Source organism: Anaerovorax sp. IOR16 (genome assembly GCF_017168145.1).
GTDB lineage: Bacteria > Bacillota > Clostridia > Peptostreptococcales > Anaerovoracaceae > IOR16.
The window spans coordinates 1-26,245 of the sequence record NZ_JADQTL010000010.1; the positions used below are offsets into that span (position 1 = coordinate 1).

General features: G+C 37.1%; 25 protein-coding genes, 1 rRNA gene and 1 riboswitch. Of the genes, 6 read left to right on the plus strand and 20 right to left on the minus strand.

Annotated features, from left to right (window positions below):
* The 5 genes from I2490_RS10515 to I2490_RS10535 form a co-directional block, all read right to left on the minus strand.
* Positions 1 to 1,395, minus strand: a 16S ribosomal RNA gene (locus I2490_RS10515); the annotation flags it as partial.
* A gap of 902 nt (positions 1,396 to 2,297) precedes the next feature.
* A complete protein-coding gene (locus tag I2490_RS10520; RefSeq protein WP_206459731.1) occupies positions 2,298 to 3,272 on the minus strand; it encodes a lysine exporter LysO family protein in 975 nt (324 codons plus the stop codon).
* Between the two features lie 144 nt (positions 3,273 to 3,416).
* Positions 3,417 to 4,442 (minus strand): GNAT family N-acetyltransferase, encoded by a 1,026-nt coding sequence (locus tag I2490_RS10525; protein WP_245157159.1) that lies wholly within the window; start codon positions 4,440 to 4,442, stop codon positions 3,417 to 3,419.
* A gap of 86 nt (positions 4,443 to 4,528) precedes the next feature.
* A complete protein-coding gene (locus tag I2490_RS10530; RefSeq protein ID WP_206459733.1) occupies positions 4,529 to 5,272 on the minus strand; it encodes a LytR/AlgR family response regulator transcription factor in 744 nt (247 codons plus the stop codon).
* 33 nt (positions 5,273 to 5,305) lie between these two features.
* Entirely contained in the window at positions 5,306 to 6,481 is a 1,176-nt protein-coding gene (locus I2490_RS10535; protein WP_206459734.1) for an MFS transporter, read from the minus strand.
* Between the two features lie 136 nt (positions 6,482 to 6,617).
* Between I2490_RS10535 and I2490_RS10540 the strand changes: the two genes are divergently transcribed.
* The 3 genes from I2490_RS10540 to I2490_RS10550 all read left to right on the plus strand — a co-directional run bounded on the left by I2490_RS10540 (position 6,618) and on the right by I2490_RS10550 (position 8,453).
* Positions 6,618 to 7,334 (plus strand): DUF421 domain-containing protein, encoded by a 717-nt coding sequence (locus I2490_RS10540; RefSeq protein WP_206459735.1) that lies wholly within the window; start codon positions 6,618 to 6,620, stop codon positions 7,332 to 7,334.
* A gap of 2 nt (positions 7,335 to 7,336) precedes the next feature.
* Positions 7,337 to 7,720, plus strand: a complete 384-nt coding sequence (locus I2490_RS10545; protein WP_206459736.1) for a DUF4363 family protein — start codon at positions 7,337 to 7,339, stop codon at positions 7,718 to 7,720.
* An 18-nt stretch (positions 7,721 to 7,738) separates the two neighbouring features.
* Positions 7,739 to 7,832, plus strand: a riboswitch (THF riboswitch).
* A 96-nt stretch (positions 7,833 to 7,928) separates the two neighbouring features.
* Positions 7,929 to 8,453, plus strand: a complete 525-nt coding sequence (locus I2490_RS10550) for a folate family ECF transporter S component (RefSeq protein ID WP_206459737.1) — start codon at positions 7,929 to 7,931, stop codon at positions 8,451 to 8,453.
* A gap of 12 nt (positions 8,454 to 8,465) precedes the next feature.
* On the opposite strand, the gene I2490_RS10555 is transcribed toward I2490_RS10550, so the two are convergent.
* Positions 8,466 to 8,741, minus strand: coding sequence for a pro-sigmaK processing inhibitor BofA family protein (locus I2490_RS10555; protein WP_245157160.1), 276 nt, complete (start codon positions 8,739 to 8,741; stop codon positions 8,466 to 8,468).
* Positions 8,742 to 8,820: 79 nt separating this feature from the next.
* Between I2490_RS10555 and I2490_RS10560 the strand changes: the two genes are divergently transcribed.
* Positions 8,821 to 9,042: a YaaL family protein gene (locus I2490_RS10560; RefSeq protein WP_206459738.1), complete on the plus strand. Its 222-nt coding sequence runs from the start codon at positions 8,821 to 8,823 to the stop codon at positions 9,040 to 9,042.
* A 12-nt stretch (positions 9,043 to 9,054) separates the two neighbouring features.
* Here the strand turns inward: I2490_RS10560 and deoC are convergent, their stop codons facing one another.
* The 10 genes from deoC to I2490_RS10610 all read right to left on the minus strand — a co-directional run bounded on the left by deoC (position 9,055) and on the right by I2490_RS10610 (position 18,732).
* Entirely contained in the window at positions 9,055 to 9,708 is a 654-nt protein-coding gene (deoC, locus tag I2490_RS10565) for a deoxyribose-phosphate aldolase (RefSeq protein WP_206459739.1), read from the minus strand.
* Positions 9,709 to 9,815: 107 nt separating this feature from the next.
* Positions 9,816 to 10,388 (minus strand): phosphate propanoyltransferase, encoded by a 573-nt coding sequence (gene pduL, locus I2490_RS10570; RefSeq protein WP_206459740.1) that lies wholly within the window; start codon positions 10,386 to 10,388, stop codon positions 9,816 to 9,818.
* Between the two features lie 71 nt (positions 10,389 to 10,459).
* Positions 10,460 to 10,996 (minus strand): hypoxanthine phosphoribosyltransferase, encoded by a 537-nt coding sequence (hpt, locus tag I2490_RS10575; protein WP_206459741.1) that lies wholly within the window; start codon positions 10,994 to 10,996, stop codon positions 10,460 to 10,462.
* Positions 10,993 to 11,388 carry a YkvA family protein gene (locus tag I2490_RS10580; RefSeq protein WP_206459742.1) on the minus strand — a complete coding sequence of 132 codons (396 nt, stop codon included), beginning with the start codon at positions 11,386 to 11,388 and terminating at the stop codon, positions 10,993 to 10,995. The genes hpt and I2490_RS10580 overlap by 4 nt, the downstream gene beginning before the upstream one ends.
* Before the next feature lie 3 nt (positions 11,389 to 11,391).
* A complete protein-coding gene (gene yihA / locus I2490_RS10585) occupies positions 11,392 to 11,979 on the minus strand; it encodes a ribosome biogenesis GTP-binding protein YihA/YsxC (protein WP_206459743.1) in 588 nt (195 codons plus the stop codon).
* Positions 11,980 to 12,005: 26 nt separating this feature from the next.
* Positions 12,006 to 14,303: an endopeptidase La gene (lon, locus tag I2490_RS10590; RefSeq protein ID WP_245157192.1), complete on the minus strand. Its 2,298-nt coding sequence runs from the start codon at positions 14,301 to 14,303 to the stop codon at positions 12,006 to 12,008.
* A gap of 207 nt (positions 14,304 to 14,510) precedes the next feature.
* A complete protein-coding gene (gene clpX, locus I2490_RS10595; RefSeq protein ID WP_206459745.1) occupies positions 14,511 to 15,803 on the minus strand; it encodes an ATP-dependent Clp protease ATP-binding subunit ClpX in 1,293 nt (430 codons plus the stop codon).
* Between the two features lie 11 nt (positions 15,804 to 15,814).
* Complete coding sequence (gene clpP, locus I2490_RS10600) at positions 15,815 to 16,429, minus strand: ATP-dependent Clp endopeptidase proteolytic subunit ClpP (protein ID WP_330634664.1); 615 nt, start codon at positions 16,427 to 16,429, stop codon at positions 15,815 to 15,817.
* A 10-nt stretch (positions 16,430 to 16,439) separates the two neighbouring features.
* Positions 16,440 to 17,729 carry a trigger factor gene (gene tig, locus I2490_RS10605; protein WP_206459747.1) on the minus strand — a complete coding sequence of 430 codons (1,290 nt, stop codon included), beginning with the start codon at positions 17,727 to 17,729 and terminating at the stop codon, positions 16,440 to 16,442.
* A gap of 352 nt (positions 17,730 to 18,081) precedes the next feature.
* Positions 18,082 to 18,732, minus strand: coding sequence for a CYTH domain-containing protein (locus tag I2490_RS10610; protein ID WP_206459748.1), 651 nt, complete (start codon positions 18,730 to 18,732; stop codon positions 18,082 to 18,084).
* 233 nt (positions 18,733 to 18,965) lie between these two features.
* Between I2490_RS10610 and I2490_RS10615 the strand changes: the two genes are divergently transcribed.
* Entirely contained in the window at positions 18,966 to 19,295 is a 330-nt protein-coding gene (locus I2490_RS10615) for a rubredoxin-like domain-containing protein (protein WP_330634623.1), read from the plus strand.
* A gap of 92 nt (positions 19,296 to 19,387) precedes the next feature.
* Here the strand turns inward: I2490_RS10615 and I2490_RS10620 are convergent, their stop codons facing one another.
* Entirely contained in the window at positions 19,388 to 20,431 is a 1,044-nt protein-coding gene (locus I2490_RS10620; RefSeq protein WP_206459750.1) for a PTS transporter subunit IIC, read from the minus strand.
* A 150-nt stretch (positions 20,432 to 20,581) separates the two neighbouring features.
* Here I2490_RS10620 and I2490_RS10625 point away from each other — a divergent pair, with 150 nt between their 5' ends.
* On the plus strand, positions 20,582 to 21,109 hold the full coding sequence (locus I2490_RS10625; protein ID WP_206459751.1) for a transcription repressor NadR: 528 nt from the start codon (positions 20,582 to 20,584) through the stop codon (positions 21,107 to 21,109).
* A gap of 16 nt (positions 21,110 to 21,125) precedes the next feature.
* On the opposite strand, the gene udk is transcribed toward I2490_RS10625, so the two are convergent.
* The 3 genes from udk to I2490_RS10640 all read right to left on the minus strand — a co-directional run bounded on the left by udk (position 21,126) and on the right by I2490_RS10640 (position 26,075).
* A complete protein-coding gene (udk, locus tag I2490_RS10630) occupies positions 21,126 to 21,740 on the minus strand; it encodes a uridine kinase (protein ID WP_206459752.1) in 615 nt (204 codons plus the stop codon).
* 4 nt (positions 21,741 to 21,744) lie between these two features.
* On the minus strand, positions 21,745 to 23,436 hold the full coding sequence (locus I2490_RS10635) for an MBL fold metallo-hydrolase RNA specificity domain-containing protein (RefSeq protein ID WP_206459753.1): 1,692 nt from the start codon (positions 23,434 to 23,436) through the stop codon (positions 21,745 to 21,747).
* A 158-nt stretch (positions 23,437 to 23,594) separates the two neighbouring features.
* A complete protein-coding gene (locus I2490_RS10640; RefSeq protein ID WP_206459754.1) occupies positions 23,595 to 26,075 on the minus strand; it encodes a DsrE/DsrF/DrsH-like family protein in 2,481 nt (826 codons plus the stop codon).
* Between the last annotated feature and the right edge of the window lie 170 nt (positions 26,076 to 26,245).

Here is a 26,245-nt window from a genome sequence, read left to right on the forward strand (position 1 = left end):
GACGGGCGGTGTGTACAAGACCCGGGAACGCATTCACCGCGACATTCTGATCCGCGATTACTAGCAACTCCAACTTCATGTAGGCGAGTTTCAGCCTACAATCCGAACTGGGACCGGTTTTAGAGTTTTGCTCCTTCTCACGAGATTGCTTCTCTCTGTACCGGCCATTGTAGCACGTGTGTAGCCCAGAACATAAGGGGCATGATGATTTGACGTCATCCCCACCTTCCTCCGAGTTATCCCCGGCAGTCTCACTAGAGTGCCCAGCCGAACTGCTGGCAACTAATGACAAGGGTTGCGCTCGTTGCGGGACTTAACCCAACATCTCACGACACGAGCTGACGACAACCATGCACCACCTGTCACCTCTGCTCCGAAGAGAAGTCTCGATTAAGAGACGGTCAGAGGGATGTCAAGCCCTGGTAAGGTTCTTCGCGTTGCTTCGAATTAAACCACATGCTCCGCTGCTTGTGCGGGTCCCCGTCAATTCCTTTGAGTTTCACACTTGCGTGCGTACTCCCCAGGCGGAGCACTTAATGCGTTAACTACGGCACCGAAGGATCGCTCCCCCGACACCTAGTGCTCATCGTTTACGGCGTGGACTACCAGGGTATCTAATCCTGTTTGCTCCCCACGCTTTCGTACCTCAGTGTCAGTTACAGTCCAGAAAGCCGCCTTCGCCACTGGTGTTCCTCCTAATATCTACGCATTTCACCGCTACACTAGGAATTCCGCTTTCCTCTCCTGCACTCAAGCCATGCAGTTCGTAAGGCTAACAATGGTTGAGCCATTGCCTTTCACCCCACGCTTACATAACCACCTACGTACTCTTTACGCCCAATAATTCCGGATAACGCTTGCCCCCTACGTATTACCGCGGCTGCTGGCACGTAGTTAGCCGGGGCTTCCTCCAAGGGTACCGTCATTTTTTTCTTCCCCAAGGACAGAGCTTTACGACCCGAAAGCCTTCATCGCTCACGCGGCGTTGCTGCATCAGGCTTGCGCCCATTGTGCAATATTCCCCACTGCTGCCTCCCGTAGGAGTTTGGACCGTGTCTCAGTTCCAATGTGGCCGATTACCCTCTCAGGTCGGCTACTGATCGCTGCCTTGGTGAGCCGTTACCTCACCAACTAACTAATCAGACGCAGGCCCATCCCATACCGATAAATCTTTGGCGAAAGTGTCATGTGACACTCGCGCGTTATGAGGTATTAATCCCGGTTTCCCGAGGCTATCCCTCTGTATGGGGCAGGTTGCCTACGCGTTACTCACCCGTCCGCCGCTTTCCGCTCAATCATTCGACCGAAGTTTCATTCATGAGCTTCTCGCTCGACTTGCATGTGTTAGGCACGCCGCCAGCGTTCATCCTGAGCCAGGATCAAACTCTTAATAAATTTGGTATCTAAACGCTCCTTACGGAGCCTTCAAATCTAGCTCAGCCAAACGCATTGCGTTTCGCTTCTTTTTTTCATTTCATATTTGCATACGAATCTGAAATTATTGTTTTTAAGAAATTGTACGAAGATCCATCCAATTCATTGAATGTTTCTTACCAATCTTTTGCAGATTGTTTTTGTACTTAAGTCTTTTTCGTCTCTGTCAGTTTGCACTGTTTCGACGTTTGAGATTTACTTAAAAATCTCTTTGACTCAATTTCTACACTATGGAGTTTTCAAGGTTCGTGAACCTATCTTCATTTGTGCAATGCGCAAATGCCAGAAGGCTCTGGACTGAAAAATCACAAACTTTAATTTGTAGATTTTTATCGTCCGATGCGCTTTTTTCAAGCGCCGCTCCGTGGTAACGAAGCTTTTTTATTATAGCTTACTGCGCTCATTTTGTCAACCACTTTTTTCTGTTTTTCAACTTTTTTCGTGGTCGCCGTTTTGGCTTTCGAAGGTGAGATTCTCACGTTTCGAGCGCCGCATCTTCACGAGACAGCTTATTTATAATATCAATTTTCTTTGCATCTGTCAACCACTTTTTTTCGTTTTTTCAACTTTTTTCGCGGTGCACATTCAGTTAATGAAGAACCAATCAAGGACTCCGTGAAACCGCCTGTGCAAGACAGCTATATTAGAATAGCAAAGTAATTCGCATCTGTCAACCAATTTTCTAATCTTTTTTCCATTTTTTTATGCGATATTTATTAAACATTTCTCAATTCCTTTAATTGCAACAACTTAAGTCTGTCAAGTTATTTACTTGCTACTCCATTCCCAGTATATCTTTTCCAAAAAATAAAACTATATACATGATTTCCAATCAAATGAACAAAAAAAACTAAAATATTCTCTTACAGGATCGCTGACAATGCTGGAAGTAAAAAAGGTACTAAAAATGTTAATATGGTTCCGGTTATTAAAGTAACCAGTCCCAATTCCGCTCCTACAAACTTTGTTACCGGAGCAAGCATGGTATCCATATTGCCAGCTGCTCCACCAGCAATCGGACTGCCTTTACTGATTTTAATCAACATCGGCATTAAAAGAACAGTAAAAAACTCTCTAAGCACATTTACAATAAATCCATAGGTTCCCACCTCAACTCCATAAGCTTGTGTCATAAACGCACCTGTAATACTATAAAAGCTCATACCTGATGACGATATAACAGATACATGGAGGGGGATTTTTAACAAAACTCCAGAAACTATCCCGCCAATTAAACTCCCTGCTAATATTGCGGCTGAAAGCCATAGCACTCTAAGACCTAATTCCTTTACAAAGATAAATACTTCTTTGTTCGAGCCTTGACTGATCCCTACACATATATAAAGTATGATTAAAAAAACAGTAAAAAAAGAATCCAGACTAGAGCTTTCAATCATTCCTCTAGATAACAATCCGAAAACCAACCCTAAAATGATGCTGCCTGGCATAATCCAAACTAAATGAGATGTTTTGTTTTCACCTTCCTCAATTAAATTAACTTCCTGCAATCCATTTAATGAGTTAGTATCCAAGCTTAATTTCCTATTCTTCAGTTCTCTGTCAATGTCCTCCAATGGAAGCACCGTTTTTTCACATAAGTATGTCATTAAAATACTAAAGAACACCGCAGATAATGAAATAACTATACAATGAAATCCAATGCTTGTAAAACGACTCATAATTGAATCATTAAGTCCGATATTCGTACCTATAGTAATCATAAGTAAAATAAGTGAAACCGTCGAAACCTTATCAGCTACTGTTAAAAATTTTTGGTTTTTTATAAACAATCCTAAAAATATGCCAATTCCCAAACAGACAAAAGGTAATAAAGCCATAGTATACTCCTTGTAAATATAATAATAAGTGCAAAATTTATAACATAATCAACATTGTTAATAACTGGTATTTCTTCAATTACTAATTAAAAAAGAGAAAACAAAAACTTATTTTCGAAAGGAAAATAAGTTTTTATATACCTTCTAAGCTTTCTGCTCTCGTCTTTTATATTCCTCATAGAGCATAGAATAGATGATTTGATCCAGATAACCTCTTTCGCTTTTGTAATTCTGACGAAGGGTACCGTCACAATGCATTCCCAATCCTTCATATAATTTAATGCCGATTAAATTATCCGGATATACATCCAGCCAAAAACGATTCATTTCTAATTTATCAAATGCATATTTAAAAAAACCATTCATAACTTCTTTTCCAAAACCATTTCCTTTTTTAGAAATGGCAATACGTCGTAATTCCCATTTTTTCGAAGCATAATCCAAACGTATCAATGCATACCCAACAACTTCTTTGCTAACTTTTTCCTGAAATACTACTAATTCATGATTCGGATCATTGATTTCATTTTTATGCTCCTCATATGTACCAATCCATAGATAATCTCGATTTTCTCGATGGCTTTCAAGTGCGATAATATCGTCTATATCCGTTTCCTTTGCTCTTAATATTCGAAGTCGTTCTGTTTCAAATAAACATTCTTCGTTTTCGTTGGTTTTATACGAACATTCCTCTGCTAAAGCTTTTAGTGGCTCATCACAAAGTCGATATACCCGAATGTAAGGTACCTGAAAAGCCCCCCAATTACGATAATGTTCTGCGGCATCATGATTCCAATCATGAACCCACCATTCTAAACGTTCCATTCCACTGCTCACAGCCAAATCTGCTAAATAAGCTAACATTTGTTTGCCGCATCCTTTTCCTCTCATTTGCGGCTCTACATATAAATCAACCAATGTAAGCCCTTGTTTTCCTAAAAAAGTAGAAAAACTTCTATGGAAAAAGGCAAATCCTACTGGCTCTCCGTCAATTTCAGCGATTAATGCTTCTGCACCCTGATCAGCAAACATTTCTTGATCCAACCGTTGCGTCGTTACACAAACCTGATCCAACTCATTTTCATAATCTGCAAGATCTTTGATATACTTTATAATTAGTTGAGCATCTTCTTTTTTTGCCATACGAATATTCATATTATTTTTACTCATGAAATTCCCCTCCATCGCATATTAACTTGCATTCTATTATACGTTATGAATTTTAAAGAACAAGTGGATTGGCCTGAAAGGGCAATCTATGGAATGAAATGGCACTGTTTTTTAACTTCCTCGTAAAAAGTTGCACTTACATAACAAACATCTTTTCGCTCATTAAAATGAAGGGTCCATAGTCGACGATCTAGCTTTGTACACCCTCTCACTTTCTTCGTATTAACCGCAAAGCAACGATGACATTTCTTAATATACGGTACATCCAATCGTTCAATGAAGTTAGAAAGCCCTTCTCGTTTACATTGAAATATTTCTCGTTCCGTGTATATATAACAATCTTTGTTCCTCACTTCTAAAAAAAGAATTGAATCCGTATTTAAAAACGTTTCTCCTCTTAAATGGTGTATATAAATTGCACGGGATTCCTGCAGCCGTACTTTCTTTTTCACTAAACTTTCAAGAAACTGACTTAATGCCTTTTCTGATTCTGAGTTTAATAATGGATTAATTAAAAAACTGTTTGTTTGGTTATGAGATATATGCGCTAAACCATGAAACGGTCGTTCTGTAATAAAAACAATTGGAATTTGTTTATACCTTGGTTCTTTTCGTATTTGCTCTGCCAATCGAAATCCATTACCCTCTTTTTGTATAGATGCTAAAAAAATCAAGTCAAAATACCGTTCTTCTTGATAAATCAAAAATAAAGCTTCCTCTGCACAAGAAGTTCTTAGCAATTCTACTTCCTCAGTTAAGTTCATAATCACAATTCCGGCAACCATAGCGCAACGACTTCGATTACTATCTACCATTAATATTGAAACCATCGACTCCTCCATGTTAAATCACTTAAATTACAATTAATCAATAAAATTTTCTTGTGGCTTTTTATGCAATCCAAATGATAAATACACCAAAACCCCTAATAAATTCATAATTGCAAATCCGATATATACTGCACCACTCCCAAATCGATCCATAAAATAACCTCCAATCAGCTGGCACAATATCGTACTCCCATTGCAAGATATGGCTTGTATTAATGTCATAGAAAGTCCTAAAAACGCAACATCAACAACTTTAGCAGCATAACGAATAAATTCAATTAGAAGAATACCATTTACAATTCCCTGCAAAAAAAAGGTTGCCATTAACAAAATAGCCGAAGGGCCCGTTCCATACCAAAAAAAGCGGCAAGCTGACAATATCATCGCGAACAAAATCATTCGTTCCAATGTAAATCGATTGGAAAAACGATGCACCCAAGCCATACAAGGTGCTTCACTTCCTGCCATAAATAAAAAAACCAATCCGATTCCGCTGATGGTTCCACCCCCGCTTGTATATAAAAATCCAAAAAAAGTATTATTTGCAATATTGGTTCCCATTACAAAAAATGCGCTTAATAAAATAGCCACATATTTTTTATTGCATAATAACTTTGGTATACTTACAGTTTTTCGTTTACTATAAATATCATTTTTATGTTCAACCTCTTTCAAAACCGTCTTTGCTCTCATAATGAATAACACCATAATTCCGGCCGCAAAAGAAGTCATCGAAAACATAATAAAAATCCAGTGCAATCCAAGATAAGCCGCCAATTGACCTGCAACAAATACCCCACCGGCATATCCAACAGCCCCCCATTTTCGAATGGAACCAAAATCATGATTTCCCTCTAAAGTCATTGTGTCAATTAAAGGGCAAATAGGAATTTGAAAAAAGAATAAAATAATATAACCCATAAGAAATAGTGCAAAATTAGAAATAGGCAAAAGAAGAACAGGAACGATAACTGCTGCAAAACAAAGTAGCAATACTACTCGTTTACTGTTATTTGTTTTATGATATACACTTCCCCAAAAAGGTGCTGCAACAATACCAATTGCAGTTGCAGAGGCAGTTACAATACCAATTTGAGTACCCGTAAATCCCAATTTCATCAAATATTGTCCAATTAAAGGAAAGACCGCTCCCATGGCTGAATACACAAATATATAAAGCAAGGCAAATTTATAACTATTTTGTTTCATATTTATCTCCTGTTGAATCTGTTTTTTCATCTTTTATTATATAACATATTTTTGTATAGACTACAAAATTGTGCACAAAATAATTGATAATTGTAATTTAATCTCACTTAAATAAGCTGTGATTGGTAGGTATAAAATGATTATTATATTAATAAGGACATTCATATTATATTTAGTTGTATTATTTGTGCTTCGAGTAATGGGAAAAGGCGAGCTATCAAAAATGGATCCCTTCCAAATGGTTATCCTTTTTATGATTGCAGAATTGGCTTCTTTGCCGATTGAATCTCCGGACGTCTCTCTGCTTAACGGTGTTACTGCATTATTTTCTTTACTTTTTCTTCAAGTGCTGATTTCAGTGTTGTCTTTGAAAAGTGAACGTTTTAAAAAAATTATAACTGGAACTCCATCTATTTTAATTGACAAAGGAGCTCTTGACTTGCGAGAAATGAAACGTTTGAGAATCAGCATTGATGATTTAGTAGAACAACTTCGCCTAAAAAATTATCCTTCCATTGCAGATTTGGATTATGCCGTTTTAGAGGTAAATGGTGATTTAAGTGTGATTCCAACGCCAAACAAACGACCTGTTACTCCATCGGATTTGTCCATAACTATGAAAGAAGAAACAATTCCTATGGTGCTCATTTCTGATGGTGTTCTATATATGCAAAATCTTTGTCACTTAGGCATCTCTGAAAATGAATTAAAAAGTGAACTTTTAAAACAACAAATTACGCATTATAAAAACGTTTTCCTCTGCTATGCGGATGAAAAGAAAAACCTTCATATTTATCAACACAATGATTCAAAAAATCCAATCAAACACATTGTTAAAGAAGGGGGGAAATAAAAATGCGTTCTTTTATTATTTCAATTATTAATCTCCTTTTGATTTTAGGAATTTGGCTTGTCTTTATGTTTTATTGTGAAAAATCGATTGACGAATTATCAAAAAATCTTGAACAGAATATCATGATTGAAATTGAAAATGACGACTGGGGTTCAGCAGAAAAGCATTTTAGTGATTTTTCAGACAAGTGGCATGATAATAAAAAAATCTATACTTTCTTCTTAGACAGTAGAGCATTGCTTGATACAGATTTCTCCATTGGCCGTGCAGAATCTTATATAAAGTCTAAAGATTCATCACTTGCACTTGGAGAATTATCGTGCATTCATGAACAATTAAAATTCCTTTATTTAAATGAAAAAATCTCTCTTGAAAATCTTTTCTGAGCATAGTATGCTAAAAGCAGTAGAGTAAATATTGCGCGTTAAGTGTCATAAGATGGGATGTTGCTTATGAACGAAAAGCGGAAGCTTGCGATGTAATGTTGCGTCCACTACTGCATTAGAGAAATGAATAAGGAAATCGTAAGGAATCCTTTCCTCTTTAGTGTAGTTTTTTGCTATAGCTATTTAGAATAGAAAGGATTTTTTTAGTATGAAAAAAAAGTTAACCACAAAAAATTTATTATTAATTACACTCTTTGCTACGATCAGTATTGTATTGACTCGATTTTTAGCCTTCTATCTTCCATTTCTCGGATTTAATTCCGTTCGTATTAGCTTAGGAAATATCCCTCTTATGCTGGCTGGTTTTCTCTTAGGTCCTTTATCCGGTGCCATTACAGGCATCCTTTCCGATTTAATCGGAGCTACTTTATTTCCGGCAGGACCTTATTTTCCGGGCTTTACTTTGACCGCGTGTCTTACAGGTTTTTTACCGGGGCTATTAAAATCAATCATAGGCGGTCAAATGAAATGGAAAAACGTTTTATTGATAACACTCCTAACAGAAGGTGTATGCTCGATCGGTCTTAATACACTCTGGTTATCTATCCTCTTTGGAACAAGTTACCTTGCATTGCTTTTTCCAAGAGTGCCTGTAACCATTTTAATGACAATTGTATACTCTCTCTTAGTAACAATTTTATACCATCGTCTCCGAAAAGAGATTTACTATTAAAATTTGAATGCTCTAGAAAGGAATTGCTGTCAACATAACCCATAGGATAATCCCAGGTATACCAAGCAATCCAACAACCGCTGCTGAAATAAGGTTTAGAGCTAAATGGAACCCAAAACATCCACCAATCCAATTTAAAACCAAAATGGTAATTCCACCAAGAATACTATTCATTATTAATCGAACTACTAGCTTAATTGGTACTAAAAACATGTACCCTAAAACATAAAGTAATAAAATTCCCATTGCATAGGCTAGTAAGATACCGATTTCAGCTTGCATATCCATAAAAATCACACTCCCTCCCGTATAATTTATGATAATTGGCATAAAATAGAATGAAAAAGCGGAAAGGGATGTGAAAGTAATGTGGAAAAATTTTATTAATCTTCCTCAGACAGTCACAGAAGAAAGTAAATTAATCAACTCGATCGATAAAGCGCAAAGAGATTGGCGTGATGCAGAATCACGTTTTAATGAAGCGGTTGACGCTGATTTAATCGATCAAGCCATTTATGATATGCTGGCAGCAAAAACAAAATATAGTTATCTCATGAAATTAGCAAAAGAAAAAGGCCTCCATGGTTAAGGAGGTCTTTTTTTAATTCTCTTTTAAAATAGAGACGGATGCACTTGCTCCAATACGGTCCGCTCCAGCTTCAATCATTTTTTCCATTGTCTCTAATGTTCGAATTCCACCAGATGCTTTTACGTGCATTCCATCTCCTACTGTTCTCTTCATTAGTGCTACATGATGAACTGTTGCACCTCCGGTTGAAAATCCCGTTGATGTCTTCACAAAAGCAGCCCCCGCTTCTTTTGAAAGATTGCAGGCAATAACAATTTCCTCATCGCTTAAAAGACAAGTTTCTAAAATAACTTTAACAATGGCATTCTGCTTTTTCGCTGTTTCTACAACAGCGCGAATATCATCACGTACCATTTCGAATTTACCATCTTTTAACGCTCCAACTGAAATGACCATATCAATTTCGTTCGCCCCTTGAGAGCAAGCCCATTCAGTTTCGAAAACCTTTACCGGTGTGCCACAAGCACCCAAAGGAAAACCGATTACAGAAGCTACCTTTACTTCACTGCCTTCTAATTGTTTTTTCGCTAAATTAACGTAACATGCATTGACACAAACCGCATAAAATCCATATTTTTTTGCTTCGTCACAAATTTTAATTACATCGCCTTCAGTCGCTTCTGCTTTTAAAATTGTATGATCGAAGTATTCATTTAGATGTTTCATTCTTCGTTCTCCCTTCTATTTATACTAAATAAAAATCAAAGAAAAAAAGAGGCATTACTTTGCATTTTATTCAAAACATGCTACGTAATGCCTTTAATCAAGCTAAATTATTTTAGAAGTTCACCGAAAGAATTGTTTCCAAGGCCAGCTGCGTTTCCTTCATCTGTATCCAAATGAATTTCACATTCATGACCATTTCCGGAACGTACTAATACGTTGTCGAAGATTAAACCTCTATCGCCTTCAACTTTAATGCTTACGATGTCCTTGTCTTTTACACCAGCTTCCTCTGCCTGTGCTGGAGAAAGGTGAATGTGACGCAATGCTACAATCACTCCATGATCCAACTCAACTTCTCCTGCAGGTCCAACCAGCTTTACTCCTGGAGTTCCTTCAAGCTTTCCTGATTCACGAATCGGGGCAGCAATACCGATGGTTCTTGCATCTGTCATTGCAAGTTCAATCTGAGTTTCAGGGCGAACCGGACCCAATACACGAATTCCTTTTAAGGTATTTTTAGGTCCTACAATATCAACTTTTTCTTCACATGCAAATTGTCCCGGCTGCTTTAAATCTTTAGTAGGGTGCAGCTCATAACCCTTTCCAAACAACGCTTCAAGATCTGCCTGACTTAAGTGCAGATGCTTATTGGATAATCCGATTGGTGCTTTGTAACTCATTTTTTTACTCTCCTTTTTTATGTACGTAAATTCTATTATTAAAAGGCTCAGAATTGAGTCTCCATAAACATTTATTTTTCAACAAGAGAAGTGATATAAGGAAGGTTACGGTATTTTTGATTGTAATCAAGTCCATAACCAACAATAAATTGATCTCCAACTTCAAAACCAGAATAATCTGCAGTAACATCCGCAGTTCTTCTAGCTGGTTTATCAAGTAACGTACAAATTTTTAAACTCTTTGGTTTTCTTCCTAATAAATAATCTTTAAGATATTTTAAAGTCAATCCTGAATCAACAATATCTTCTACAATTAAAACATTCTTACCCTCTATCGCTGTATCCAAATCCTTTAAAATACGTACGACACCAGAACTTTTTGTAGAAGCCCCATAACTGGAAACAGACATAAAGTCAATCATAACGTCCAAATCGATTTCACGAATCAAATCCGTCATAAACAACACGGCACCTTTTAAGATGCATACTGCTAAAATGGATTCACCTTTATAATCCTCTGTAATCTGCTTTCCTAATTCTTTGGTTCTTGCTCTCAATTGCTCTTCGCTAATTAAAATTTCACCAAATTCATATTGCTTTTCTTTCACGATCGTCTCTCCTTACTTTTCATGCAATCTTCTTTGCATTCTTCATCACTTTCCTGTTTCGTACACTCCTCATCCTCGCATACTTCAAAGTTTACATCATTTATAATGTTTTTTCCACGATATTTTTTTGAAGTTGTTTTGATTTCTTCATCTCCAACCCAATATTTGTCCAGCTCGTCCTTCAAGTAGCTCAAGATAAATAACCATAAAACAATATCATCCAAAAACCCCAAAACAGGAATGATGGGTGGTATTAAATCAAAAGGAAGAATCAAATATACAATACCTGCTATAATCAATGCCTTCTTTCTTTTTGGCACAGACTTATCTTTCATCATATATATGATTGCCTTAATTCGCTTTATTAGTACACTCCAGCTAATAAATTGCATGGTTTAATCCTCCAGCAGTAAATCAAAAACCTCCAGCAATTCGGTACTTCCGGTTTTCTTAAGTGAGGAAACCGGAATCACCAAATCATCTTGTGATAATTTTAAAGTTTTTCGAATGACTGAGATATTCTTAAACATCTCATTTCTTGAAATTTTATCCGCCTTCGTTGCCACTACGATACCATCTAAATCATAATACCGAAGCCATTCATACATTTGCACATCTTGCACAGATGGTGCATGACGAATATCTACAAGCTGTATTACTTTTAATAGATTCTGACGGTTGGACAAATAATTTTCCATCATATCTCCCCAACCCTCAGAAATAGACTTTGATACCTTTGCATATCCATATCCCGGAAGATCAACAATGCGAAAGCTATCATTGATTTCATAAAAATTAATGGTTCTTGTTTTCCCTGGATTGCCACTGACACGAGCAAAGTTTCTTCGATTTAATAGCATATTGATGAGTGAAGACTTTCCAACATTCGATCGTCCAGCAAAAGCAATCTCTTTTTGGTTGTCCTCTGGATACTGGGATTTTTTTACTGCAACCGCCAGCAAATCTGCCTTTTTAATAATCATAACTTTCCTCCGTCGTTTTATTGCTTTTACTTTACCAAAGCTTCTTTCAATGCATCTTCCACGGTATCCAGTAAAACAAAAGTTAAGTCTTTTCGTACCGCAGAAGGAATTTCTTCAATATCCTTTTCATTGCCTCTTGGCAAAAGAACTTTTTTGATGCCGGCACGATGTGCTGCCATGACCTTTTCACGAATTCCTCCCACAGGAAGAACTTTACCCCTAAGTGTAATTTCTCCGGTCATGGAAACATCTTTTCTGACTGGCGTATTTGTCAAAGCAGAAATTACGGAAGTACACATTGTAACACCAGCCGAAGGGCCATCCTTTGGCGTTGCCCCTTCCGGAATGTGAATGTGCAGATCTTTCTCCTTATAAAAGTCTTCATTGATGCTAAACTCTTTACATTGAGAACGAATGAAGCTGATACCAGCCTTTGCTGATTCCTGCATAACATCTCCAAGCTGACCGGTTAGAACCAGTTTTCCAGTTCCCGGCACTACGGTAGTTTCAATAAACAAAGTATCTCCACCTACAATTGTCCATGCCATCCCTGTTGCAACACCAATTTCATCATTATCTTTGATGCGATCGTAGTGATAACGCTTTTTTCCCAAGTAGTGTTCGATATTCCTTGGAGTAACTCGCTTCTTTTTATCTTTTCCCTCAACAACTTGACGTGCAGCCTTACGACACACATTTGCAAGTTCACGTTCCAAATTTCTTACTCCAGATTCTCTTGTATAGTCATTTATGAGAGAACGTATTCCATCTTCGGAAATGGTAAGATCCTTTTCTTTCAGACCATGCTCTTTTCTTTGTTTCGGAAGCAGATATTTCTGTGCAATTTTCACCTTTTCTTCTTCCGTATAACCGGAAACAGAAATTACTTCCATACGATCAAGAAGCGGTCTTGGTATTGTTTCCGTTGAATTTGCTGTCGTAATAAACATGACCTTGGATAAATCAAATGGAAGTTCTAAATAATGATCCATAAATTCTTTGTTTTGCTCCGGATCTAAAACCTCTAAAAGTGCCGAAGCAGGATCTCCTCGGAAATCTGCACCAATCTTGTCCACTTCATCAAATAAGAAAACGGGGTTACTGCTTCCTGCATCCTTCATAGCGGAAACGATTCTGCCCGGTATCGCACCAATGTAAGTTCTTCTGTGTCCGCGAATTTCTGCTTCATCGCGTACTCCACCAAGTGACATACGGACAAAGTTTCGATTTACTGCTCGAGCGATGGATTTTGCGACAGAAGTTTTTCCCACACCTGGAGGCCCTACTAAACATAAAATAGGTCCTTTCATACTTCCTGCTAACTTCATAACAGCTAAGTACTCTAATACACGTTCCTTAACCTTATTTAAGCCATAATGATCCTGATCCAAAATCTTCTTTGCTTCTTTGAGATCAATGCTATCCTTTGTAGATTTATTCCAAGGCAAAGCCAAAACCCATTCGATATACGTACGAATGACGCCACCTTCAGCGGATGACGGCTGAATTTTATTCAGTCTTTTTATTTCCTTTTCCACTTTTTCATGCAACTTTGCCGGCAACTTTAATTTCTTTAATTGTTTCAGCCACTTTTGGATTTCATCCTCAATCCCCTCGTCTTGTCCCAATTCTTCTTGAATTGCACGAATCTGCTCACGTAAATAATACTCTTTCTGAGTTTTATTCATTTGAGTCTTTACCTTTGTACTGATATCGTTTTCAATATGAAGAATTTCAATTTCTCGGCTAAGCAATGATCCAAGAATCTCCAATCGTTCTTCTATATCAAAGGCATTTAAAATGGATTGTTTCTCCTCAATTTTAACATCAAGGTTAGAAGTTATAATATCTGCGAGTCTACCCGGCTGATCCTCAGATGCAACCGAAGAAAGAACATCCATACCGCCCTTCGGTGTAAAGCTAAGATATTCTTCAAATTCATTTAGAACAGTACGCATAAGTGCTACAATCCGTGGAGGCAGCACTTCAAAACGTTCGTCATAAATTTCATCAACCTCACATTTAAAATAAGGGACTTCCTTTAATAAGTTACACATTTCTCCACGACACACGCCCTCAACCAAAACACGAATATTGTCTCCTGGAAGTTTTAGCATCTGTTTAATTTTAGCTACTGTACCTATATGATAAAAATCTTTTTTAGTAGGTAAATCTGTTTCTGCATCTTTTTGTGCAGTCAAAAATACCATTTGATTAATCATCATAGCTTTTTCTAAAGCTGCAATGGATTTTTCTCTGCCTATATCGAAATGAAGAACCATATTTGGAAATACAGTCAATCCTCTAAGAGGAATCAAAGGCATAATATGGGAGCCTTTTTCCTGTGTTCTATCTATTTCATCTTGTTTTTCATTATCGGCATTCATTTCAACATCTATATTTGTATTGATTTCAACAGGTTCTTGTTCTTCTAGGGCAGCCTTTTTCTTTTTCTCTACCATAGTTGTTCCCCTCCTTCTTAAAAAAACTAGATGCGCAAAGTAACAAAAACAGGCGGCAGAGCCGTCTGTTTATGATGCGGATTCTTCCTTTTCACTGCCTTCAGTGCTTTGGGTTCCCTCCAAAAGCACCAATGCCGGCCCAGTGTTACAATCAATTGTGCCTTTCGTTATAATACATTTGCGTATATCGTTTCTCGACGGAATCTCATACATAATATCTGTCATAACCTGCTCTAATATACTTCGTAATCCACGAGCACCGGTTTTTCGTTCAATCGCTTTTTCAGCTACACGCATAATTGCGTCTTCTTCAATCTCTAATTCAACATCATCCAGTTCAAAAAGCTTTTTATATTGTTTTAAAATTGCATTCTTAGGCTCTCTGATAATTCTTACTAAAGCATCTCTGGTAAGTTCTTCCAAGGTAACCATAACCGGTAAACGTCCAATGAATTCTGGAATCAAACCAAATTTCAGTAAATCTTCTGGTTGTACTTTCTTTAATAAATCAGAAGAGTCAACTTTAGTTTGAACAATCTCTGAATTAAAACCAATGGTTTTTTCACCAATTCTTCTTTGAATGATTTTATCCAATCCATCAAAAGCACCGCCGCAAATAAATAATACGTTGGTTGTATCAAATTGAATGAAGTCTTGATGTGGATGCTTTCTTCCACCTTGCGGCGGTACACTGGCAACCGTTCCCTCCAAGATTTTCAACAATGCTTGTTGAACCCCTTCTCCACTTACATCACGTGTAATGGAAGGATTTTCTGATTTCCTTGCAATTTTATCAATTTCATCCACATAGATGATACCTTTTTGAGCTTTATCTACATCATAGTCTGCGGCTTGGATTAATTTTAAGAGTATATTTTCTACATCCTCACCAACATAACCAGCTTCTGTAAGTGCCGTAGCATCAGCAATGGCAAAAGGTACATTTAATATCTTTGCCAATGTCTGTGCAAGCAATGTTTTACCTGAACCAGTTGGTCCAATCATAACAATATTACTTTTTTGAAGTTCAACATCGTCACTCTTTTGTTTTTTTATGCTGTTAATTCTCTTGTAATGGTTGTATACTGCTACAGCAAGCGTTTTCTTTGCACTATCCTGATCAATAACGTAATCGGATAAAATCTGTGCAATTTCTTTAGGTCTTGGTAAGGACCCAGATTCTATTTGACTTTTTCCCTGTTCTTCAACCACAGAGAACTCTTCATTTATAATATCTTGACATAACTCGATACATTCATCACAAATATATACATTGGGCCCTGCAACTAATCTGCGAACCTGGTCTTGCGGTTTCCCGCAGAAGGAGCATCGAAGCTGCTTGCTTTCATCATACTTGCTCATATATCCTCCCCTCATTTTCTAGTGGCAATCACCTTGTCAATAATCCCATACTTCAAGGCATCTTCTGCATCCATGAAATTATCACGATCGGTGTCACGCTCAATGGTAGCAAAATCCTGCCCTGTGTTTAAGCTTAAAATACGATTCAGCTTATCTTTTGTTTTGATAATCCGCTCTGCATGAATTCTTAAATCCTCTGCCTGACCTTTCATACCTCCCAAAGGCTGATGAATCATAATTTCTGCATTTGGCAGCGCAAATCTCTTTCCCTTTTCACCCGAGGATAACAGAAATGCCCCCATACTTGCTGCCATACCAATGCATATCGTTGAAACATCTGGTTTGATGTACTGCATCGTATCATAAATTGCCATCCCTGCGGTAATTGAGCCTCCCGGGCTGTTAATATAAAAGCTAATATCCTTTTCAGCATCCTCAGATTCTAAAAACAAAAGCTGAGCAACCACAAGACTTGCTGTGGTTTCATTTACTTCCTCACCTAAAAATACAATTCTATCTTTCAATAATCTTGAATAAATATCATAGGAGCGTTCGCCTCTGCTGCTTTGTTCCACTACCATAGGAATTAAACTCATTTTTTCTTTACCCCTCTCTTTTTGATGTATATACTATTTATTACTCAATTATCGCATTTTCAAACATAAATTCGATGGCTTTTCTCATTTTTATATCCTGCTGTAAGTAAGCAAGGTTTTCCATCTGCATCATAGCCTGTAGCTTAGACAGTTCCATTTTATACATATCAGCCATAGCCTGCATTTCTTTTTCCATTTCTTCTTTTGAAACTTCCATTTTTTCTGCATCAGCAACTGCTTCTATTACAAGACGAGTTTTAACCTTTTTCTGAGCATCTGGACGAAGGTCTTCTCTCAAATCTTTCAATTCCTTATTCAAATATTGACAGTACATTTGTAAATTTAGTCCTTGGCGTGACAACTGCTGCTCAAACTCCTGAAGCATTTCATTTAACTGATCTTCAACCATGCAATCCGGAATATCAATTTCATTTGCTTCGTATACCTTTTCCAATACAGCATTCTTTGTTTCATATTCTACCGCTTCTTCTGCTGCTTTTTCTAATTTTTCTATTGTTTCCTTTTTTAACTCTTCGAGAGTGTCAAATTCACTTACATCTTTTGCAAAGTCATCATCAAGTACTGGTAATTCCTGTTCCTTAATTTCATGTACCTTGCATTTGAAAACAGCTTCTTTTCCAGCTAAGTTTTCTGCATGATATTCTTCAGGGAAAGTAACCTTCACATCTCTTTCCTCACCGGCATTTGCACCAATCAACTGTTCCTCAAATCCAGGAATAAATGTATTGGATCCTAAAGCTAACGGCTGTCTTTCTGCAGTGCCACCTTCAAACTGTTCTTCGCCTACAAAACCAGCATAATCAATTAATACAGTGTCGCCTTCTTTTGCTGCTCTATCAACAACAACCATTCTTGCATTTCTCTTCTGTAATCCTTCTAACTCTTTATTTACATCTTCATCCGTAACTGGATGTTCGATTTTTGCTACCTTAACGCCTTTATAATCCTTAACTTCAAATTCAGGCATACAAGTTACGGTAATGGTAACTGTAAAATCTTTACCTTTTTCAATTTTATCCTCACCAAAATCAGCAGATGGTCGATCTACCGGGTTCAATGACAAGTCTTTTAAAGCCTGCGGATATCCTGCTGCAAACATTTCGTTGATTGCATCCTCATAAAAAACATCTTCGCCAAACTTAGATTCAATTAATTTTCTCGGAGCCTTTCCTTTACGAAAACCATCCACTACAAATTTACCTTTGCTCTTCTGATAAGCCTCTTCCAATGCCTTTTCGAAATCTTCAGCAGAAAAGGTCATAGTGAATTTTGCGTCATTTTTTTCTTTAGTTAATAAAGTTGCTTTCATTTTTGTCCTCCATCTCAACGAACAAGGCAAACAAAATGACCATATCTCTTTAGGAATAACCATAAATTTGCCTAGCTATATTTTTATTTTATTTTATTCCCATATGCAGAATAGCAAATGGGTATAAGTGTAAATCTTTTTACACTTGTTTTTTCTTATTTTCTACGTCTAATTTACGAAAATGCATAAACTGCGCACATTATTATATCGTTTTCCCACTATAAAGTAAAGAGTATTTACGAAAAAGAGGCTTTTGACCACATTTATACCCCTTTATCACCCTATATTACCCTTTTTTTATTAAAAATAATAGAAGAGACTCGATTTTTTCATCAAGTCCCTCATTATTTTTCTATTTTTTATCGTTTTTTTTGGCCATTCCTACCTTTAACAGATCCAGGCCTCTCGCATATTTACTTCGATTCTCAGCCTTTAGATTGTATTTTTGTGCAAGTCGTTCCCCAATTACGCTTACTTCTTCCTCCTCACCAGAGAATAATTCAATCTCCAGTTCACAAATCGGTACCGTACCAAAATCTGTCACAATTTCACCTTCATCAATTGCAACTTCACAAATGGCATTTCCCGAATCAATGCGCATACGTTTGCGTAAAAAACAGGTTTCAATTAAACTACGCAACTGCTTATCCCCTAAAAGTTCAAGGACAGCTCTCCCTTGTTCACTTTCCTTAAAAACTTCCGGTGACGGCATAATTAAACATGCCTCATCGTTGATTGGAACATTAATTTCCTCTCTACTATGAAGTCCTTCTTCGCAGCTTCCGTTCCATTTTAAGGAAGCTACCACTCGATTTCCTTCCATCCGTACACGAAAAGCAATATCATGCTTAGACAAGACATAATCATCGGTGTCAAAATACGCGGCTTTCATTAAAATAGTTTCTCGTGATTCTATGTCTGCTATGCGTAAAAGATCCTCGTCATCCCAAATATTTTCGGCACATTCTTTATCCCCTATGCCATATTTCATTTCTATTTCCATCTTAAGACCTTTTCCTTTTTTTCTTCAGTTTTCACAGTAAGAGTTCCTTCTTTGGAAAAAGAAGACTATTAGATAGTACCATTTTTTAAGCAATATTACAACTGAAAGTTCTTGTTTGGTTTTGTCGAATAAAATTGAAATAAACATTTTATTATCATGTTTGCTTGGTTTTTATCGTGGGTATAATAAAAATATTAATAAAATATAAACCTATATTAAAGGAGGAAATGATTATGTTATGGAAATGTAGTGTATGTGGTTATATTACGGAAGGGGATTCCGCTCCAAGTACCTGTCCAAAATGTGGTGCTCCAGCAGAAAAATTCACTTCTCTTTCCGAAGAGGCATCTGAAAAGATATATAAGGCAGATCGTACCAATGATATTCACCATGAAATTGCAGCTTTAGCAGCAAAAATCAATACACTTTGCAAAGAAGGCTTGGAAATCAACCTAGATCCAGGATGCAACAGTGCTTTCTATGCCTCTAAAAAGCGTGCTTGGCAAATTAAACAGCTTGTAAAAGCAGAAATTGCTTCTCACGTTGCGAAAGAAAAATATTAATCACTTAATTTACATATTTAATGAGATAGATTGATATTTATTTTAATAATTAAAAGGACGTTTCAACTGAAACGTCCTTTTTCATACAACTATTATAGATCTAATTTATAATCGCCTACTTTAATTTTTCCTAATTTTTTCAAACCATAATCTGTAATCCAAGCAATAACAGCTGGAAGAATAAAATGTAAAATTAAAATAAAAAAGAAGACTTGTCCATGAAATCCCATAGAGGTAAATGTTCCAATTTGTCCAACAAATCCAGATGTTCCCATGCCTGAACCAGCCGGTATATTCGTCATTGTAAAGTATTTACTGGTTGCAATCGGACCGATGATTGCACCCGCCAACGTTGGTGGAAGTAATATCCAAGGATTCTTTATAATATTTGATACCTGCAGCATAGAAGTACCAATACCTTGCGCCAGTAATCCTCCAACTCCATTTTCCCGAAAACTAATGACTGCAAATCCAATCATTTGTGCACAGCACCCTACCGTTGCTGCGCCTCCGGCTAATCCGCTCAAATCCAGCATAATGCAAAGTGCAGCACTTGAAATCGGTGCAGTCAAAACTAATCCAACAACAACTGCAACTATAATCCCCATCAAAAATGGTCTCATCTCCGTAGCTGTCATAATAATTTTTCCAAGCCCAGTCATCAATGCTGAAACAACAGGTCCAAAAAAATGAGCAGCAACCGCTCCCATAACAATTGTCACAAATGGTGTTACAATAATATCTACCTTTGTTTCTTTTGAAACCGCTTTCCCAAACTCTGCTCCAAATGCTGCGGCAAGAAAAGCACCTGCCGGTCCACCTAATTCAGCACCCATTCCTCCTGTAATGATACTTGCAAAGAGTACTAAAGGTGGTGATTTTAGTCCAAAGGCAACAGCACCGCCAATCGCTGGACCCATAAATTTCATTGCAGTACCCCCAGTGGCAATAAAGAAGTCAGACACTACATTACCACCTAAAAGCAAAGCACTTTGCTCCCCCAATGTTTTTATAATTAATCCAATTAAAAGAGAGGCAAATAAACCTAAGGCCATTGCCGATAAAGCATCATTAAAATAACGCTTGGCAGAAAACTCAATATCCTTTCGTTTTAAAAACTGTTTTACACGCTCCATTCTTCCCTCCAAATAAAAATCTATGTACTAAAACGTTTTTATTTTATCAGACAGCAAGATACATGTCAAGACACATATCAAGTTGTCATTTGACCTATGTGTTTATGTATGCTATCATAATCATATTAAATTATGAAGGGAGCATCGTTCATGCAAACAGAAACAAGACGTCAGCAAATTCTAACTGCGCTGCAAAAGTCAGATTCACCAATCAGCGCAACAGCTCTGGCTTCCCAATTTAAGGTAAGTCGTCAAGTAATTGTTGGAGATATTGCTATTTTACGAGCTTCCGGCAACAATATATCTGCTACCCCTCGAGGATACCTTTATACTGCAGAGGATGATACCCAAAATTCCTTTGGATACATCGGTGTAATTGCTTGCAAACATACTGCTTCACAGCTAATTGAAGAACTTTATACAGTTGTCGATTATGGCGGCTGTCTCATTGATGTAACCATTGAGCATGCAATCTACGGGCAAATATCCGGTTCTCTTGCTATTCATTCCCGCTATGATGCTGATTTATTCGTTGCAAGAGTGCAAGAGGGAGAGGGCAAACCGCTTAGCGATTTAACCGAAGGAATTCATCTGCATCGGATTGGTTGTAAAGATATTTCTGCATTTTTGCGTATAGAAAATGCCCTTTTAAAAAAGGGCATTGCTCTGCAAAAATAATTCTCATAATTATTTATTATTTAAGTAAAGATTTGATTCGTTCGTTTAACATTTGGAGTGCAACCACGTTATATCCGCCTTCTGGAACGATAATGTCGGCATATTTTTTACTTGGCTCAACAAATTCCTCGTGCATCAATTTAACCGTTGTTAGATATTGATGAATGACGGATTCCAAACTACGTCCTCGATCACTGACATCTCTTAAAATTCTTCGAATAATCCTTACATCTGCATCCGTATCAACAAAAACTTTAATGTCAAACAAGTCTCTTAATTGTTTGTTTTCAAAAATCAAAATACCTTCTACTAAGATTACTTTTTTGGGTTCTACAGAAATAGTTTCTTTGGTACGATTATGAATTACAAAATCGTATACGGGCCGAAGGATCGTCTTTCCTTTTTTTAAAGCTATAATATGCTCAATCATCAAGTCCGTATCAAAAGCATCCGGATGATCATAATTAAGTTTTTCCCTATCTTCAAACGGCAATTCATCATGACGCTTATAATAAAAATCATGACTTAATATAGATACTGCATTGTCAAATTCATTTTTGATACGATCGATTAACGTACTTTTTCCTGAGCCCGTTCCTCCTGCAATTCCAATAACGATTACCTCTTCCAAAAAATTAATCCTCCTTTATCTTTTGTGCCTTTATCTCAATGGTTCTCGGTTCTTCTTCCAGCGTGATCGTTGAACCTAAATTTAATGTACTCTTCTGCAATTCCAATATAATATTGTTTATTTCTATGAGGCGCTCTGGGGTAATGGAATCTCCCATCGCCAAATTGGTACGGTATAGAATGTTTTCTAAATCGTCATGAATGTCTGCAATGCGATCCCGCATTTTTAATACTTCTTCTTTATCAACGATTTCAGCATTTGCTTCTTGTGATGTAAGTGTGGTAACATGATTCAATTTATATTCGGATACACTATTAATAACCGTACAATCATATCCCAATTCTTTCTTTACCGTCTCTGCAAAATCATTTTTTGATTCTTGTTCACCATGCACTAAGAAAATGTCGTGAGGAGCCTTTTGAAATCCGCTCAGCCAATCCAGCAAGCCTTCTCTGTCTGCATGACCCGAAAAACCTTCTAAATTATGAATTTCCGCATTCACATGAATTTTCTCTCCAAAAAGTGTAATATCCTTTTCTCCCTCAACAAGATATCTGCCTAAAGTACCTTCTGCTTGGTATCCTACAAAAACAATGCTGTTGCGAGAATCCCATAAATTATGTTTTAAATGATGACGAATCCTTCCTGCCTCACACATACCACTTGCAGAAATGATTATTTTGGGCTCATGATTAAAATTAATCGCTCTTGATTCATCACTCGTTCTGGTAAATACTAGATTCTTAAAATCAAGCGGATTGTTACCATTTAATATATAAGCTTTTGTCTCTTCGTCAAAAACCTGTGCATTTTTTCGGAAAACCTCCGTTGCTGTGGTTGCCATTGGGCTATCCACATATACAGTAAGTTTGTCCAACTCTTGTTTATACTTTGAATTTTCTTCATAAAAACGATTAAATTCGTAAATTAATTCTTGTGTCCTTCCAACTGCAAAAGAAGGGATGACAACATTTCCGCCTCTCTTCGTTGTTTCTAAGACAATGTCAATTAACCGGTCAATACTAATGGAATTTTTTTCATGAAGACGGTTTCCATATGTTGTTTCCATAATAACGTAATCTGCTTTTTTTATTTTCGTTGGGTTTCTTAAAATAGGCCGATTCATAACACCCAAATCACCTGAAAAAACAATTTTTGATACTCGCTCTTCTTCCTCAACCCAAAGTTCTATGATAGAAGAACCTAAAATATGCCCCGCATCATTGAATACAACTTTCATTTGTTCATTGATTTCGACTAGTTGATCATAAAGTACAGGAGTAATGTATTTTAAAGAATCCAAAGCATCATTATAAGTATAGAGAGGTTCTACCAATGCTTTTCCTGCACGTTCAGCCTTACGGTTTTTCCACTCTGCCTCTTTCTCGTGAATGTATCCACTATCCTTTAACATTACCTCAACCAAATCAGCAGTTGCATCTGTGCAATATATTTTCCCTTTAAATCCACTCTTTACTAATAAAGGGATTCTCCCGCAATGATCAATGTGAGCATGGCTGAGTAAAACATAGTCAATTTCTGCCGGATTAAATCCGAAATCTTCATAATTCATGGCATCCATTGCTTTGCCACCCTGAAATTGCCCACAATCCAGTAAAATTTTATACTTTTCGGTAGTAATCAAATGGCAGGAACCCGTTACCGAAGTTGCTGCTCCGCAAAATTTAATCTTCAATGCTTTTTTCCTCCATTACGTTTCTTTCATACAGGAATAATTGCTGTTATTATTTTTTTTATTCTAGCATAGTTTTCTGATAAATAAAAGACTGCCCTCATTTTTTAGGACAGCCTTCTACAATATCTTGCTTAGTTCTTCTTATTTCTACTTAATATTTATATAAACAAATTAGTGTCGGAAGTTTCAGCTGCTCCAAGGAAAGTGGCCACACCACCGATTTCTACACCGTCAATCAATTCCTCTGCACGTATTCCCATTACATCCATTGACATTTGACAAGCTACAATACGTACACCATTGTCTATCGCTGTCTGAATTAACTCTTCCAAAGAAGAAACGTTCTTGGATTTCATAACACGACGAATCATTTTTGCCCCCATACCGCTCATATTCATTCGTGATAATCCGAGCTTCTGACTTCCTCGTGGCATCATTTTTCCAAACATTCCTTCCACAAGTGATTTATTGACTTTTACAGCCTGATGTTTGCGAAGAATGTTAAGGCCCCAGAAAGTAAAGAACAAGGTCACTTTACGATCCATTGCTACAGCACCGTTTGCAATAATAAAGGCTGCAATTGCTTTATCCAAATCACCGCTGAATACAACCATCGTTTTATCATTTCCACCGATTGGCTGTGTGAGATCATTGCTGCAAGCGCCTGGTACTGATCCTTCCATCTTTTGTAATTTAACTTCATAAATACCTTTTTGATTTTTAATTCCTTCCAGATGATTTCCAGTACGTTCGCACCACACCTTTATATCTGATGCAAATGCAGGATCACTTGCACGAATAATTAGATGCTCACCGTCTTTCATTTCTTTCATCGCCGAAGACACCTTCATAATCGGCCCCGGACACTGTAAACCGCAGGCATCAACTTCGATAGTTTTTGTAGTTTGTGCAGTTTTTTGTTGTTCAGTCACATCTTGCTGTGCTGGTTCAAAATCACTTTTTTCAATCAAAAGAGGTTCCTCCTCATCTATTTTATAAGTTACATGGCTATAGGTTCGATAACCACCACTTAAATTTCTAGCATCAAATCCATTTTGTCTTAACATACGAGTTGCAATGTAGCCTCTAAGTCCTACTCTGCAAGTTACATATACCGGCTTGCTTTTGTCAATCTCATCAAGATGCTGACGTAAAGAATCAAGATTAAGATTAACCGCGTTCGGTAATGTTCCCATCATAATTTCTTCCGGTGTACCGATGTCTAAAAAGGTTACAGAATTTAAGTCCATTGTTTCTAATTCCTCTGCATACCATACTGGCATATCACCTTTTAGAATGTTTGCAGCAGTGAAACCCAACATATTTACCGGGTCTTTTGCAGAAGAGAACGGCGGTGCATAACATAGCTCCAAATTTTCTAAATCATAGACCGTTCCGGAAAAACGCATAGCAGTTGCAATAACATCAATTCGTTTTTCAACGCCTTCATAACCTACAGCCTGAGCACCTAAAATCTTTCCATCCTTATCAAAGAGGAGCTTCATGCTGATTGGAGTTGCCCCCGGATAATAAGAAGCATGAGATTGTGGATGTACATACGTTTTTTTGTACTCCATCCCTTCTTTTTTAAGTTGTTTCTCATTCATTCCGGTCGATGCAGCTGTTAATTCAAATACCTTTAGCACCGCACTTCCCTGCACACCCATACCAATGGTTTTTTGTGCACCAAGCGCATTTTCTGCCGCAATACGGCCTTGCTTGTTTGCTGGTCCTGAGAGTGGAATCAAGCCCTCTTTTCCACTTACAAGGTTTACAATACTAATTGCATCTCCCACTGCATAAATATCCGGATCAGAAGTCTGATAAGAATCATTGACCGAAATACTTCCTCCAAGTCCAAGTGTCAGACCAGCATCCTTGGCCAAACGGCTTTCCGGAGCAACCCCCATACTTAATATTGCCATTTCACAATGGAGTGTTTTTTGCTGTGTTGTTTCAAGTTCCAGACTTCCATCCTCTTGTTTTTTAAAGGAAGTAACTCCGGTATTTAAACGAAGCTTTATCCCATTTTCAATCAAATGCTGATGTAAAATATTAGCCATTTCCACATCCAAAGATGCTACCACTTGATTGCTGTATTCCACAACAGTAACGTCGAGACCTTTTTCCTTTAAATTCTCTGCCATTTCAATCCCAATAAAACCACCGCCGATCACGACTGCCGATTTTGGATTACGTTCCTTTATATATTCATCAATCTTAAATGTATCCGGAACAGTACGTAGAGTAAAGATACCATCTTCGTCTACCCCTGGAAAACTAGGCTTTTTAGCCGCTGCTCCAGGTGAAAGAATCAATTTATCATAAGTTTCTTCATATTCCTCTCCGGTAATATGATTTTTAACCACTATTTTTTTATCCTTCGGATGAATCGCAAGTACTTCACTATTTATTCTCATATCTACATCAAAACGATTACGTAACAATTCCGGCTTCGTGACAATTAAGTTTTCCTTTTCTTTGATTACTCCTCCTATATAATAAGGTAAGCCGCAATTTGCATAAGAAATATATTCTCCCTTTTCAAACAAAACGATTTCCGCATTTTCATTTAAACGACGCAAACGTGTTGCCGCACTTGCACCACCTGCTACGCCTCCAACAATACATATTTTCATTTTGTGCCTTCCTTTCTTTATTTTAAAAATCAAAATCTTTTTTTCTTTATTTAGCATAGCCAATTTTTATTTTTTTGTATGTGACAAAGTCACTTTATTTCATTATTTTTTCGTGATTAAGTTACAGAAAAACATTTTTTTTAGACTTATACTTATCTCAACAAACAGCT